The sequence below is a fragment of the Pseudonocardia halophobica genome, assembly GCF_050948485.1.
GTDB lineage: Bacteria > Actinomycetota > Actinomycetes > Mycobacteriales > Pseudonocardiaceae > Pseudonocardia > Pseudonocardia halophobica.
Window position 1 is genome coordinate 5470453 of sequence record NZ_CP192046.1, and the last position, 13589, is coordinate 5484041.

A 13589-nucleotide genomic window follows, 5' to 3' on the forward strand; every position below is an offset into this window, starting at 1 on the left:
GGTTCAGCTCCGTACGAGGGTCGGGACGGCCCGGGTGGGGTCGGGGGCGCCGTCGTCGTTCGGGGTGGGGGTGGTCGGGGTGGGGGCGGTCGGGGTGGTCGGGGTGGGCTGGAGCCGCGGTGGGAGTGCCCGCAGCACCAGCTGGGCGCTGATCACGGAGAGCAGGACAGCAGCGGCGAGCTGCACGCCGAACTCCCGCACGATCTGCAGGTCGGACAGCATCAGGGCGCCGTACCCGACGGCGGATACCGCCGCGAGCAGCGGGACCGCGCGGCGGAGGCCGCCACGCGCCCGGCGGCGCGCCGACTCGGCGAGGACCACGCTGAACTCGCACCCGACGGCCGCGGTCAGCGAGCCGAGCGCGATGGTCAGCGGGCTGAGCTCGGAGCCGGTCAGCCACAGCAGGAACAGGCCGGAGCCCGTCGCCAACGTGGCGGCGACGACCGCGACGACGGCGTCCCGCCGCCGCGGCAGCCCGACGGCCAGCACCAGACCGGCGGCGACGAGACCGAGCACGTTCGCCCAGACCCTGTCCGCGTCGACCAGCTCGGCGCCGCGCAGCGCGGTGACGGGCAACCCGACGAGTTCGACGTCGTAGCCCGGGGGCACCGGCGGCAGGCCCGCCATGAGGTCCGTCTGCGCGGCGCCGAGGTCGTCGAGGCGGTCCAGGCGCATCCCGAAGCTCAGAATCGCCGTCGAGTGGTCCGGGGAGAGCACCGCGCCGGTCAGGTAGCGCGGCAGCAGGCGCAGACCCGAGGCGATCTGCTCGGCCGTCGGCGACGGGCCGAGGAAGGACAGCAGCGCGGGCGGCGAGAGCGCCGCCCGGAGCTGGTCGCCGTAGCGGGTGATCACCGAGTCGCGCGCCTGCTGCATCCACGCGTAGGCCTCGGGCCGGATGGAGTCGGCGCCGCGCAGCACGAGCGCCACCTCGCCGGAGGAGCCGATCACGTCCTCGACGTGCTCGGCCTCGTCCGCACCGGGCAGCCCGGCGGCGAACTGGGTGACGTCCGTGCGGAGGCCGATCGCGGGCAGCGCCGCCCACCCGACGCCCGCGGCGACGGTGAGGGCGATGAGGCCCGCGACGGCGAACCGGCGGCCGCGGCGGTGGACCGCGGCCGCCGGCACTCCCCCCTGCCCGGCGGGACCGGGACCGATTCCGGAGCTGCCGTCGGCCGGCCGAGGCGCGAGGAGACCGACGCCTGCGGCCACCAGCACCCCCGCCGCCAGCGTGACCCCGAGGTCGCGGACCAGCGGCAGCGGCGAGAGCAGGAGGGTGGCGAAGCTCAGCGCGGTGGCCGCGGCGACGGTGAGGACCGTTCGCCGGGCCGCGCCGAGCATGAGATAAGTCGGGTAGTAGCAGCCCACCCCGAGGACCACGGAGAGGAACGCGACCACCCCGAGCGAGACGGGTTGGCCCAACCAGCCGTAGCCGGCGAGGACCACGGCGATCGCCGTGAGGGTCGTGAGCAGCGGGACGAGCCGCCTGCGCCGCTCCGTCCACCGGACGAGCAGCAGGCAGCCGGCCACCGCGGCCACGGCGATCCCGCCGAGCAGCGGCGCGCTCCGCTGGGTGCGGTCCGACAGCTCGGCGACGACGGCGGGCACGCCGGACACGGTCCGGTGGACCGGGACGCCGGCGCCGAGGTCGAGCTTTCCGGCGACGTCCCGCACGCCCGCGGCCAGGGCCGCGGCCCCGGCGGCGTCGAGCTCCTCCCGGGGCCGGACCAGGATCGCGACGGACTTCTCGGACGGGATCACGAACCGCCACTGCGGCCGCGGGGCGCTGCCCGGGGTACCCGCGCCGTCCGGGCCGAACACCACGGTCGCCGCGAAGGACGGGTTCTTCAGGGTCGGCAGCCCGGCGGGCAGCCCCTGGGCGAGCAGCGAGGCGTAGCGCTCGTCGAACGTGCCCGCGGCGGCGTCGCCCTGCCTGGTCACCTCCGCGGGGCCCGCGCCCGCGTCCTTCGCCTTCTGCTCGGCTCGGACCCGTTCGGCGTCCCGCCGGCCGGACAGCTCCGCCAGCAGGTCCTGGGTCTGGCCGGCGATCTGGTTGAGCACGGTGCCGGGCCCGTAGACCGCGGCCACGTCGGGCAGCCGGGAGAGCTCGCCCTCGGTCGAGACGAGCTTGCCCAGTGCGTCGGGCGTGAGCAGCGCCCGCGCTGTGTCCGTCTCCAGGAGCACGACGATGGGGTCGCCACCGAAGTCGCGGGCGAAGGCGTCGAACTGGGTCGCGGCGGGGTCGTCGGAGGGGAGGAACGAGTCCATGCCCGTCTGGACCCCCAGCTGGGCCAGCCCACCCGCCACCGCCGTCAGCGCGGCGACGGCGGCGGTGTGGGCCAACGCCCGTCGGGGATTCCGACGGGCGGCCCGGGCGGCGTCCCCAACCGCCCGGGCCAGGAGACGGGGCAGGCCAGCCAGGGCCAGGAGAGTCCGGGCGACGAGCCGTGGGGTCGCCCGGAACCCGGCCACCATGCCCCGCCCCGCGCGGCGCGGCGCTGACCGGATCACGGTCCTCGACACACGCTGCGGGGTCATCGGGGAGGCTCCTCCCGCTCGACCCGCGGGTAGGGCGCGTCGTTGATCGCCCCCGGGTGCGCCGCGGCACCCGGCGCCGGGATCGGGTTCTGCCGGGTCCGCAGCGGCAGCGCGTCCGTCTGGACCGGGTAGCCCTTGAACGTCTGCTCGCTGATCAGCGGGAGGATGCGGAACAGGTGCCCGCGGGCGTCTCCGCCGTCCATCGCCGCACCGAAGTTCTGGAACATCGCCGCCACGTCGGGCGCGTACGGCTGCAGGTAGGCCAGCGCCGGGTTGACGTCGCGAAGCAGCTCCGACGTCGGCGGGATCAGCCCGTCGAGATCGTCGGTCAGGGTCGGCACCCGGTCGAGCGTGGCGGGCGCCCGGTCCAGGGTCCCGTCCAGCGACGGCAGGGTGGCGCGCAGGTCCGCCGTGGTCGCGGGCAGCTCGACGAGGGCCGCGGACAGGTCCGGGGCCGCCGCCTGCAGGTTCGCCGCCACCGGAGCCAGCGAGCCCGAGAGTCTGGACAGGTCGTCCGACGCGGCGCGGGCGGTGGTGAGCACCGGGGGCAGCTCGCGCATCAGTCCCTCGATCTGCCCGGCCCGGTCCGCCGTCGCGGCCGTGATGGCGTCCGCGTTGCTCACCAGCTCGCCGATCCGGCCCTGCTGGGTGTTGAGCGCGGCGAGGACCTGCGCGGTCTTGCCGGTGAGGCTCTTGAGGTCGTCGGACTGGGCGGCGAGGGCGTCGAGGGCGTCCTCGCCGTTGCGGCCGAGGTCGCCCAGGCCCGCCACCGCGTCGGAGACAGCCTGCCGGCCGTCGACGGTGCTGAGCCCCGCGGCGCGGATCGCGCTGCCGAGGTGCTCGCGGGTCGGCGCGTCCAGGCTGGTCAGGACGTCGTTGACCTGGGTGGGGGTCTGCGCGGAGCCGGCGGGCAGCGCGCCGCCCTGCGGGATCTCCGCGCCCGTCCCGTCGGCGATCTCGAGGAAGGTCTCCTCGATCAGGGACTTGGCCCGCACCCGGACGACCGCGCCCTCGTGCAGCGGCGCCACGGACTCGTCGAGCGCCATCAGGACCTTCGCGTGGTCCCCCTGCTCGGTCACGTCGGCGACCTTGCCGACCTTGACCCCGGCGATCATGACGTCGCCGAAGTACACGAGATTGGCCACCCGCGGAACGTCGACCGACACCGTGTACGGGTTCGGGTCGTAACCGGGGGCGCGACCGCCGGAGTTGACCCAGAGGAAGCCGAAGATCACCGCGCAGAGCGCCGTGAACACGGCCACCACGATCGCGCGCACCGTCGTGGGGCGCATGAGGCGTGCGGACATGCGGATCACCTGCCTCCGAGCACGGGGTTGGGGAGCTGGTCGAGGACCTGGGGCACCGCGGGGGCAGCGACCGGCTGGTCACCGGGGCCGCTCGGGCCCGTGATCGGTGCCTTGCTGTCACCGTCCACCGTGACCGGCGGCGGGAGGGCGTTCTCCGGGTCGAGGCTGATGATGCCGCGGAGGATGCCGCCGTTCGCGTCCCGCAGGGAGACGAAGTCGCGGGTCTGGACGAAGAAGGCGCCGATGTCCGGCAGGTAGTCCAGCACGGTGCCGGTGAAGGGCTCCAGCCGCCGGGTGGATCCGCGCAGCGGCGGCAGCGCCGCCCCGAGGTCCGCCGCGTAGGGCCGCAGGTCGGCGACCACCGGCCTGGCCGCCTGAACGGCGGGCTCCGCCGCGTCGATGAACGAGTCGAGCTGGTGGGCGGTGCCCTCCAGCCGGGACAACGCGTCCGGCAGGTCGCCGGCGGCGGCCTGGACGTTGCGCAGGGTCGGGTCCAGCTGGTCGGCCAGCCCCTGGACCTCCGAGGTCGCGTTGCGGAGCTGAGTGGACAGGTCCGGCAGCTGGGCCAGGGCCTGGTCCAGCGGCTGGTCGTTCTGCGCGACCGCGGCGAGCGTGGTGCGCAGCGAGTCGGTCAGCTCGGTCAGCCGGACGTCGTTGGTCCCGACGGCCGCGGAGATCTGCCCGAGCGCGCCGACCAGCCGACGCAGGATCTCCTGCCGCTGGTCCAGCTGCGCGACGACCGGCTGGAGCCGCTCGGTCAGGTCCGCGGTGGCGTCGAGCCCGCCCGGCAGCTCGGCCGGGGCACTCGCCAGCGCGACGTCCGACTCGGCGAGCAGCTGGGTGAGCGCGAAGCGGGTGTCCCCGTCGAGGTGGCCGAGCACCTCGTCGACCTGGACCGCCCGCTTGGTGTTCGCGGCGGGCAGGTCCGAGCCCGAGGGCAGGATCCGGCCGGGCGGGCCGCCCGGGGCGATCTCGACGTACATCTCGTTGAGCGGGCTCTTCGGCCGCAGCACCAGCGAGGCGTTGTCGTACACGGTGGTGCCGGGGTTCATCTCCATGGTGATCCGGGCCTTGCCGTCCGGGCCGACCTCGGCGCCGGTGATCTGGCCGACGATCACGCCGGCGATCCGGACCTCCTGGCCGTGGCCCGGCGAGACGCCGGGGGCGCCCTCGAAAGCCGCGGACAGTGTGTACCGGTCCGCCCAGGGCGGGGTGAAGCGCTGGTTGCCGAGGATGATCCCGCCGGCCGTCAGCGCCAGCACCAGCAGCACGATCACGATGACCACGTTGCGGCCCAGGCCCGGCTCGCGGCGGATTCGCTGTAGCGTCGTCGAGAGTCTGTTGCGCTTGCGAGGTTCTGTCACGGTCGCCATGTCAGTTCCCTCCCAGCAGCCCGGTGCCCGTGCCCGCCGGGGCGCGGTCGGCCGGGGGCAGCGTGCCGACGGGCGGGTTGAGGTACGTGCCGCCGAACAAGGTCTGGGCGATCTGGTCGGGACTGACGGGCAGGCCGGAGACCGAGCCGGCGCCGATGCCCGGCTGGAAGGCCAGCGTCCCGCCGTTGGAGTCCTCGTACGCCGACGAGCGGCCCAGGTTCACCATCGTGTAGACGACGTCCCAGTACAGCGGGCGGTCGGACTTCGTCTGGTCGTACGGGCCGGAGCCGGTGTACGGGTTCTGCAGCAGGTCGTTGATCGGACCGGTCACCCGGTCGAGGACCGGCCCGCGCAGGTCGGTGAGCACGTCCGTGGCTCCCGAGGCGTCCGGCACCAGCTGCTCGACGAGCGGCCGGGCGTCCACCAGCAGGTCGCGGCTGTCGTGCACGAGCGGCAGGGCCTTGTTCAGCACCGGGTCGAGCTCGCCGAGGGTGTCGTCGAGCTGCGTCGCGACCGGGCGCAGGTCACCGGCGGTGTCCTTGAGCGTGTCGAGGGTCCCGTCCAACCGCTCGAGGCCGGCCCGGCCGGTCCGGAGGGTGTCCGGCAGGCCGTCGAGCGTGGTCGCGATGTCGCCGGCCCGGTTGCCCAGTACCGAGGTGGTGCTTGCGAGGTCGGTGACGATCCCGGCCAGCTCGCCGTCGTTCTGGTTGAGCACGCGGGCGGTGTTCTCCAGGCCGTCTACCACGTGGGTCAGGTCGGCGGGCGACGTGCCGGTCGCCGCGTCGAGCACCCGGGCGGCCGGCTCCATCGCGGCCGGGGCGGAGGCGGTGAGCCTGCGCAGCGCGGCGGTGCCCTTCTCGTCGAGCGCGCCGTCGAGGTTGCCGATGGTGTGCTGCAGGCCCGTCCGGGCGTTCGGCTGCAGGGCCTGGACGATGTCGCCGAGCTCGGTCGGGCCCTCCGCCCGCTCGATCGGGATCTCGTCGGACTCGAAGCGGCCGGGGTCTCCCCCGGGCTGCAGGTCGACGAAGTAGATGCCGCCCAGCAGGGTCGTCGCCCGCACCGTCGCGCTCGGGGCCGACCCCAGGGTCTCGACGGCGTCGTCGTCGACCTTCAGCTGGACCGTCGCCGTGCCGTCGTCCTCCCGGTCCACGGACTTCACGACGCCGACCGGCACGTACGCCGTCTTGACCTCGCTGATGTCCGCGCGGAGCTTGTAGTCCGCCGGGAAGTGCACGGTGATCGTCTCGCCGCCACGGATCAGGGTGGCGATCTTGTCCTTCGAGAACAGGATCACGAACAGGGCCAGCACCACGGCGACGAAGATCGTGCCGATGGCCACCGGCGAGAGCCGGCGCCGCGTGCGGGTCGTCGAGGGGCTCACCGACGGCCCCCGATCACCGTCGTGGCGTGGTGGTCGAAGGTGCCGCCGGGCACCGGGTACGCGTCGCGGTGCACCGTCGGGTCCTCCACGGGCAGGTTGTTCAGGACCATCTCGGGTTTCACGACCGGGTAGATGCGGATGCCGTGGCCCAGTTGGTCGCGGGTCGAGAGGGTGTCGGCGAAGAAGGTGAAGAAGTTGGAGATGTCGCCGGAGTAGGCACCGAGGTAGTCGAGCGTGGGCGCGCCCTGGGCCATCGTCGTCCCGAGCTGGCGGGCCAGCGGCCGCAGGTCGCTCACGGTCGGGGTGAGATCGGTGACCGCCGGGTCCGCGCTGTCCGCGACACCCGGAACCTTGTCCAGCGGGGTCACCGCCTCGCGCAGCACGCCGCGCAGGTCGGGGGTCGCCTCGCCGAGGGCGGTGGCCCCCGGCCGAACCACCGTGACGGCCTCCCGGGTGGACGCCAGCGGGGCTCGCAGGTCGTCGAGTGCGACCCGCGCCTCGCGCATGGTCTCCGGCGCCTGGTCCAGCACCTCGCGGGCCCGGTCGCCGCCGCCGGTGTTCACCGCGGCCAGCGTCGGGTCCAGGTGCCGCACGGTCGCGGCGATGCTCTGCTGCCGGTCGGCGAAGGAGCGGGCCAGCCGGTCGGCGTCGGTCAGCAGGTCGGAGAGGCTCCTGCCGCCGTCCTCGGACAGCGCCTCGGACACCGTGCCGAGGTCGGGGAGCATCGTCGGCAGCGCCGCGATGCCGTCCTTGAGGTCGGTGCTGTGGCCCGCGAGGCCACCGCCGACCTCGCGCAGGGTCGAGGCCGCCGCCTCGCGGGTGGGCTCGTCCAGCACGTTGAGCAGGGTGTCGAGCTCCTGCGACGGCGTGGTCCGCCCGATCACGGCGTCGCCGAGGTCCCCGGCGCCCTCGGTGCCGGGGTTGAGGTCCACGTACTTCTGGCCCAGCGCCGACCGGGCGCCGACGGCCGCGGTCGCGTCGCTGTGGACCGGGCGCTGCTCGTCGAGCTGCAGCGTCGCGACCGGGGTGCCGTCCACGAGGTCGAGATCGGACACGTAGCCGACGCGGACGTCCGCGATCCGGACGTCGTCGCCGACCCGTAGGGCGCCGGCGTCGCTGAACGCCGCCTTGACGACGCCGCGCTGTACCCCGGGGAGGTAGCTCGGCAGCCCGTGCTGGGCGGTCACGGCGAACAGGACGACCGCGGTGAGGACGGCGACGACCAGCACCCCGATCAGGGTGGACCGGCGCCGTCGCCGGTTCTGGGTGCGTTGCGAGGTCACTTGTCCCCTCCGATGAGGAAGCCGAGGGCGCCGCCCTCCTGCTCCCGGGTCAGTCCGGTGACACCGGCGTCGGGGGCCGGGTCGGCGCTCGGTGGCGTGAGCAGGCCGTCCGGGTTCCCGTTGTTCGTCTGCACGGGCTGACCGCCCGGCTCGGTGGTGATCGGCGGGACCACGCCACCGATGCCGGCGTTGCCGCCCTCACCCGGGATGCTGGCCGTGACGCTCTGCGGCGTGACCGAGAGGTACGCCCGGAAGTAGTGGCTCAGGCCGTCCTTCGAGTTCGTGGTCAGCGCCCAGCGCTTGAGGAACTCCATGACGTTGATCCGGTTGTCGGTGAGGTCGCGGACCAGCGGCTCGGCGCCGTTGGCCAGCTTCACCGTGTCCGGTCCCTGCGCCCGCAGGTCCGCGGCCACCGGTCGTGCCGCGTCGAGCAGCTCCCGACCGTGGTGCAGCACCGGCTCCAGCGACGCCAGCGCGGGGTCGGCCGAGTCGGCGAACGCGATCAGCTCCCGGCTGACCTCGGCGAGGTTGTCCGTGGTCGGGCGCAGCGACTGGAGCGTGGGGGTGGCCTCGTGCGCCGCGCCGGTCAGCTCGGCCAGGGTGCTCCGGGCGCTCGCGAAGGTTCCGGGCATCTCCTGGATGGAGTCGCGCAGGCCCTGCTCGCGCTGCGCCGCCGTGCCGAGCAGGCCGTGCGCCGAGTCCACCAGCCGGTCCAGGGACCTGCCCTGGTCGGCCGCCAGCGAGGAGGCCACGGGCTCGAGTGAGTCGACGAGGCTGTTGAGCGTGTCGTTCTGCTCGTTCAGCACGTCGGCCAGCTCCGCGGTGTTCGTCATCGCGGGGCGCAGGGCCTTGATCGCCGCATCCACGTCGGCGCCCTGGCCTTCGAGGCCGTCGCCGAGCGTGCCGACCATCGCCGCCAGGGCCTGCCCGGTGGGGTCGTCCACCGCGTCCAGCACCTCGTCGAGGTCGGTCGAGCGGCCCGTCTGCGTCACGGGGACCTCGGTCCCCTCGGCCATCACGGGCGCGGCCGCGGTGCCGCGATCCAGGTCGATGAAGCGCTCACCGAGCAGCGACACCGGGCGCACCGTCAGCCGGGTGTCGGTGTGCAGGGGCAGCACGGACCTGTCCAGGTCCAGGGTCAGCCGGGCGTGGCCGTCGGCGACCTGCATGTCGGCGATCTCGCCGACCTTGATGCCGGCCAGCCGCACGTCGTTGCCGACGAGCAGCGGGCTCGCGTCGGTGAAGATCGCCGTGTAGCGCGCCACGGAGTCGTCGGGCGCGGAGGCGGCGGCGGTGCCGGACAGGGCGACGAGGGCCAGGGCGACGGCGGCCAGCCGGCCGCGGCGGCGTCCGGAGGTTCGGATGGTGGGTCCGTTCATCGCAGGTCGTCTCCGAACGCGTCGGACCACGGCTGGCCGGAGAAGGCACCGGGCGCCGGGTACGGGTCGTAGGTGACGCCGGGCGGGAGCACGCTGGGCATCCGGTCCACGCTGGTCGAGCCCTCCTGGAAGTAGACCCGGCTGTAGTTGCCGAAGCTGTCGTAGTTCGCGTGTGCGGAACCCCAGTGCGAGAACCAGGCCATGGCCTCGGGCATCATCGGCCGCAGGACCTGCGCCGGGTCCGAGAGGTCGGCGGTCACGGTGCCGAGGCCGGGGATCGTGTCGTGGCCGACATCGAGCAGGCCGGGGGTCCGGTCGAGCAGGTCCTGGGCGGCGGCGAGGGTTGGCCGCAGGTCCGCCGTCAGCGGACGCAGGTCCTGCAGCAGGGGCCGCAGCGAGCGGGAGACCGGACCCAGCTTCTCGGTGGCCGGACGCAGGTCGTCCAGCAGCGGCACGGCCTCGTCGACGGTGCCCGGCACCTTGTCGAGCGTGGCGCGCGCGGTCCGCAGCGTCGACGGGAGCTCGTCGAGCGTCTCGCGGATCCGGCCGTCCCGCGAGGCGTTCTGCGCGGTGAACGCGCCGAGCTGCTCGATGACCGTGCGGACCTGGGCGTCCCGGTCGTTCAAGGTGCCCATCATGGTGTCGAGCCGGGTCACGAGGTTGCGGATCGCCGGGCCGTCGGTCCCCACCGCCTGCAGGACCCGGCCCAGCGCCTCGACGGCGGGGCCGGAGGTCCGCAAGGTGGCGTTGAGGTTCTGCTCGTTGCCTGTGAGGGCCCCGTCGAGGTTCCCGACCAGCGACTTCAGGCGGTCACGAGTGGGCTCGTCGAGCGCGGCGAGGACGTCGTCGACCTCGGTCGCCGTCGGCATCGCGCCGACGAGGGTGCCCCCGTCGGGGATCTCGGCGTTGCCCGCCGGCCCGTCGACGATCTGCACCGAGCGCTCGCTGAGCACAGCCTTCCACGTGATGGTGAGCGACGCGCCTTCGTGCAGCGGTGCGGCGGCGCGGTCGACGTCGAGGGTCAGGTACGCCTTGCCGTCCCGGGGTTCGATCCTCGACACCGAACCGGCCTCGAAGCCGTTCACCAGCAGCGCACCCCCCTCCACGATGTTGACCGCGGACGGCAGCACGGCGTGCACCTCGTAGGAGCTCGTCGCGCCGGCACCGACGAGGGCTCCGGAGACCAGCGTTGCGGCGACGCCCACGAGCAGCGCCCGACGAATGTTTCTCACATCCCGGGCAACGAGAAGGGGTTCCATGAGGATTCGCAAAGAATCGCGCGTTCACCCGATCGGAGACGCTCTTTGTGGACATACGAGAAAGGTGGCACCCCGAATCGGGGCACCACCTTCAAATGGGATCGTGGCGACGTCAGTCCATACCGAGCGGACCCGCTGAATCACCCGCCAGGAACTGGCGGACGAACGGATCGGGGGAATTGAAGGCCTCCTCGGCCTCCCCGTAGTGCACGACCTTGCCCTGCCAGAGCACGCCGACGTAGTCGCTCACCTTGCGCGCAGTCCGAATGTCATGCGTGACCAGCAGATACGTGCCGCCGTGCTCGGCATGCATCTGCAGGATGAGGTCGTTCAGCAGGCTCGTGCGGACAGGGTCGAGGCCCGAGTCCGGCTCGTCGAAGAACACGATGTCCGGATTGAGGACCATCGCCCGCGCGAATCCGGCACGCTTTCGCATTCCACCGGAGACCTCGTTCGGGAATTTGTGCAGGGAGCGCTCGAGGCCGACCTCGATACAGCGCGCCATGACAATCTCCCGGATCTCGTCCTCGCTCTTGTCGGTGTGCTTCCGGAGCGGGAAGGCGGTGTTGTCGTAAATATTCAGGGAACCGAACAGGGCGCCGTCCTGGAACAGCACCCCCATGCGCTTTCGGATGGCGTACCGCTCGTTCTCGGAGACCTTCCAGAGGTCCTGTCCGAACACCTTGACCTCGCCCGCGTCCGGCTCGAGAAGCCCCACGAGGTGCTTGATCAGCACCGACTTGCCGGTGCCGGACGGGCCGAGGACGGTGGTGATGGCGTCGTCGGCGAACTGCAGGTCCAGCCCCTGGAGGACCTTGAAGGAGCCGAAGGTCTTGTGGACCCCGCGCACCTCCATGGTGTGCGGCTTGCCGGCGTGCATCGTTGCAGCGCCTTCGTTCGGGGAGCGTCCGCCTGCCCGTCGGTGGGCGGCGGAGCGGGAACGAGGACGAGTCTGCGCCGGTTGCCGCCGGGGTACGTCCCCCCAGGGGATAGTGACTTACACCCCTTCGGAGCACTGTTATCGCGGGCGTGTACTACCGGAACGACGAACGCCCGGGCCACCCCGCGAGGGCGGCCCGGGCGCGTCGGAACCGGAGACGTCAGGCCCTGCGGGCCGCCGCCAGGTCCAGGGCGATGTCGGTGATCATGTCCTCCTGGCCCCCGACCATGCCGCGCCGGCCGACCTCGACCAGGATCTCCCGGGTGTCGAGACCGTACTGTGTCGCGGCCCGCTCGGCGTGGCGCAGGAAGCTGGAGTACACGCCCGCGTAGCCGAGGGTGAGGGTCTCGCGGTCCACCCGGACCGGGCGGTCCTGCAGCGGGCGGACGATGTCGTCCGCGGCGTCCTGCAGGGCGAACAGGTCGCAGCCGTGCTTCCACCCGTAGATGTCCGCAACCGCGATGAACGCCTCGATCGGACAGTTCCCCGCCCCGGCGCCGTGCCCCGCGAGCGAGGCGTCGACCCGGGTCACGCCCTCCTCGACGGCCACGACCGAGTTGGCCACCGACAGCGAGAGGTTCTCGTGGGCGTGCACACCGATCTGGGTGGTCGGCTCCAGCACGTCTCGGTAGGCACGGACCCGGTCCCGGACGTCCCGCATCGTCAGTCGGCCGCCGGAGTCGGTCACGTACACGCAGTGCGCGCCCGCGTCCTCCATGATCTTCGCCTGCGTCGCCAGCTCCGCGGCGGGCGCCATGTGCGACATCATCAGGAATCCGGACACGTCCATGCCCAGCTCGCGGGCCTTGCCGATGTGCTGGATCGCGATGTCGGCCTCGGTGGCGTGGGTGGCCACCCGCACGGACACGACGCCCAGGTCGTGGGCCTTCTCCAGCTCCTCGATCGTGCCGATGCCCGGCAGCAGCAGGGTCGTGAGCTTGGCGTTCTCGACGACGTCCGCCGCGGCCCTGATCCACTCCCAGTCGGTGTTGCTGCCGGGCCCGTAGGTCAGGCTGGCCCCGGCCAGGCCGTCGCCGTGGGCGACCTCGATCGCGTCCACCCCGGCCTTGTCGACAGCCGCGGCGATGGCCTTGACGCTCTCCGGGCTCATTCGGTGCCGAACGGCGTGCATGCCGTCCCGCAGGGTCACGTCCTGGATGTAGAGCACCGGCTGCTCGGCCATCACGCCACCTCCGCCTTCTGCGCACCGGCCGCCGCGACGAGCTGCTCGGCGGTGCGGAGCGCGGCCGAGGTCATGATGTCCAGGTTGCCCGCGTACGACGGCAGGTAGTGCGCCGCGCCCTCGACCTCGAGAAACACCGACACCCGCCACCGCGGGCGCGGACCGTCCCCGATCAACATGGTCAGCGGCTCGTCGTCCGGGATCGGGTCGACCTGCACCTGCTGCTTGAGCCGGTAGCCCGGCACGTACCGGGACACCTCGGCGTGCATCTCGGCCACACTCGCCTTGATCTCCTCCGGGTCTCCGCCGCCGGCCAGGCAGAGCACCGTGTCACGCATGATCATGGGAGGCTCGGCGGGGTTCAGGACGATGATCGCCTTACCCCGGGTGGCCCCACCGACGACCTCGATCGCCTTGCTGGTGGTCTCGGTGAACTCGTCGATGTTCGCCCGCGTACCCGGCCCCGCGGACTTCGAGGCGATGGACGCGACGATCTCGGCGTACGGCACGTCCGTCACCCGGGACACGGCGGCGACCATCGGGATGGTCGCCTGGCCGCCGCAGGTCACCATGTTGACGTTGCGCGCGTCCTTGTGGTCCTCGAGGTTCACCGCGGGCACCACGAAGGGCCCGATCGCCGCAGGTGTGAGGTCCACGAGGATCTTGCCGTGCGGCTCCAGCAGCGCAGCGTTCGCGACGTGGGCCTTCGCCGAGGTCGCGTCGAACACGACGCCGATCTCGGCGAAGACGGGGAGCTCCAGCAGCCCCTTCACCCCGTCCGCGGTGGTGGCGAAGCCCAGCCGCTTCGCCCGGGCCAGACCGTCGGACCCGGGGTCGATGCCGACCATCGCCCCCATCTCCAGCGTCTCCGAGAGCCGGATGACCTTCATCATCAGATCGGAGCCGATGTTCCCGGACCCGACGATCGCGACCTTCGTCTTCATGGGTG

General features: G+C 72.8%; 10 protein-coding genes. All 10 read right to left on the reverse strand.

The annotated features are described in order from the left end of the window. Positions 1-3: 3 nt before the first annotated feature. The 10 genes from ACQP04_RS25940 to ACQP04_RS25985 all read right to left on the reverse strand — a co-directional run bounded on the left by ACQP04_RS25940 (position 4) and on the right by ACQP04_RS25985 (position 13584). Entirely contained in the window at positions 4-2535 is a 2532-nt protein-coding gene (locus tag ACQP04_RS25940) for an RND transporter (protein WP_433503178.1), read from the reverse strand. Further along, entirely contained in the window at positions 2532-3842 is a 1311-nt protein-coding gene (locus ACQP04_RS25945; protein ID WP_433503179.1) for an MlaD family protein, read from the reverse strand. The genes ACQP04_RS25940 and ACQP04_RS25945 overlap by 4 nt, the downstream gene beginning before the upstream one ends. Positions 3843-3847: 5 nt before the next feature. Continuing rightward, positions 3848-5215 carry an MlaD family protein gene (locus ACQP04_RS25950; RefSeq protein ID WP_433503180.1) on the reverse strand — a complete coding sequence of 456 codons (1368 nt, stop codon included), beginning with the start codon at positions 5213-5215 and terminating at the stop codon, positions 3848-3850. A gap of 1 nt (position 5216) precedes the next feature. After that, complete coding sequence (locus ACQP04_RS25955) at positions 5217-6596, reverse strand: MlaD family protein (protein WP_433503181.1); 1380 nt, start codon at positions 6594-6596, stop codon at positions 5217-5219. Continuing rightward, positions 6593-7879 (reverse strand): MlaD family protein, encoded by a 1287-nt coding sequence (locus ACQP04_RS25960; protein ID WP_433503182.1) that lies wholly within the window; start codon positions 7877-7879, stop codon positions 6593-6595. Before ACQP04_RS25960 ends, ACQP04_RS25955 begins: the two co-directional genes overlap by 4 nt. After that, positions 7876-9258, reverse strand: coding sequence for an MlaD family protein (locus tag ACQP04_RS25965; protein WP_433503183.1), 1383 nt, complete (start codon positions 9256-9258; stop codon positions 7876-7878). Before ACQP04_RS25965 ends, ACQP04_RS25960 begins: the two co-directional genes overlap by 4 nt. Beyond that, entirely contained in the window at positions 9255-10463 is a 1209-nt protein-coding gene (locus ACQP04_RS25970; protein WP_433503184.1) for an MlaD family protein, read from the reverse strand. Before ACQP04_RS25970 ends, ACQP04_RS25965 begins: the two co-directional genes overlap by 4 nt. A 166-nt stretch (positions 10464-10629) precedes the next feature. Then, complete coding sequence (locus tag ACQP04_RS25975) at positions 10630-11397, reverse strand: ABC transporter ATP-binding protein (RefSeq protein ID WP_433503185.1); 768 nt, start codon at positions 11395-11397, stop codon at positions 10630-10632. 220 nt (positions 11398-11617) lie between these two features. Then, positions 11618-12640, reverse strand: coding sequence for a 4-hydroxy-2-oxovalerate aldolase (dmpG, locus tag ACQP04_RS25980; protein ID WP_433503186.1), 1023 nt, complete (start codon positions 12638-12640; stop codon positions 11618-11620). Next, entirely contained in the window at positions 12640-13584 is a 945-nt protein-coding gene (locus ACQP04_RS25985; protein ID WP_433503187.1) for an acetaldehyde dehydrogenase (acetylating), read from the reverse strand. Before ACQP04_RS25985 ends, dmpG begins: the two co-directional genes overlap by 1 nt. Positions 13585-13589: the final 5 nt, after the last annotated feature.

Excerpts from the sequence above, each read along its gene's own strand:
- ACQP04_RS25940 (WP_433503178.1), bottom strand. The coding sequence starts at position 2,535 with ATGACCCCGCAGCGTGTGTCGAGGACCGTGATCCGGTCAGCGCCGCGC.
- ACQP04_RS25945 (WP_433503179.1), bottom strand. The coding sequence starts at position 3,842 with ATGTCCGCACGCCTCATGCGCCCCACGACGGTGCGCGCGATCGTGGTG.
- ACQP04_RS25950 (WP_433503180.1), bottom strand. The coding sequence starts at position 5,215 with ATGGCGACCGTGACAGAACCTCGCAAGCGCAACAGACTCTCGACGACG.
- ACQP04_RS25965 (WP_433503183.1), bottom strand. The coding sequence starts at position 9,258 with ATGAACGGACCCACCATCCGAACCTCCGGACGCCGCCGCGGCCGGCTG.
- ACQP04_RS25975 (WP_433503185.1), bottom strand. The coding sequence starts at position 11,397 with ATGCACGCCGGCAAGCCGCACACCATGGAGGTGCGCGGGGTCCACAAG.
- dmpG (WP_433503186.1), bottom strand. The coding sequence starts at position 12,640 with ATGGCCGAGCAGCCGGTGCTCTACATCCAGGACGTGACCCTGCGGGAC.
- ACQP04_RS25985 (WP_433503187.1), bottom strand. The coding sequence starts at position 13,584 with ATGAAGACGAAGGTCGCGATCGTCGGGTCCGGGAACATCGGCTCCGAT.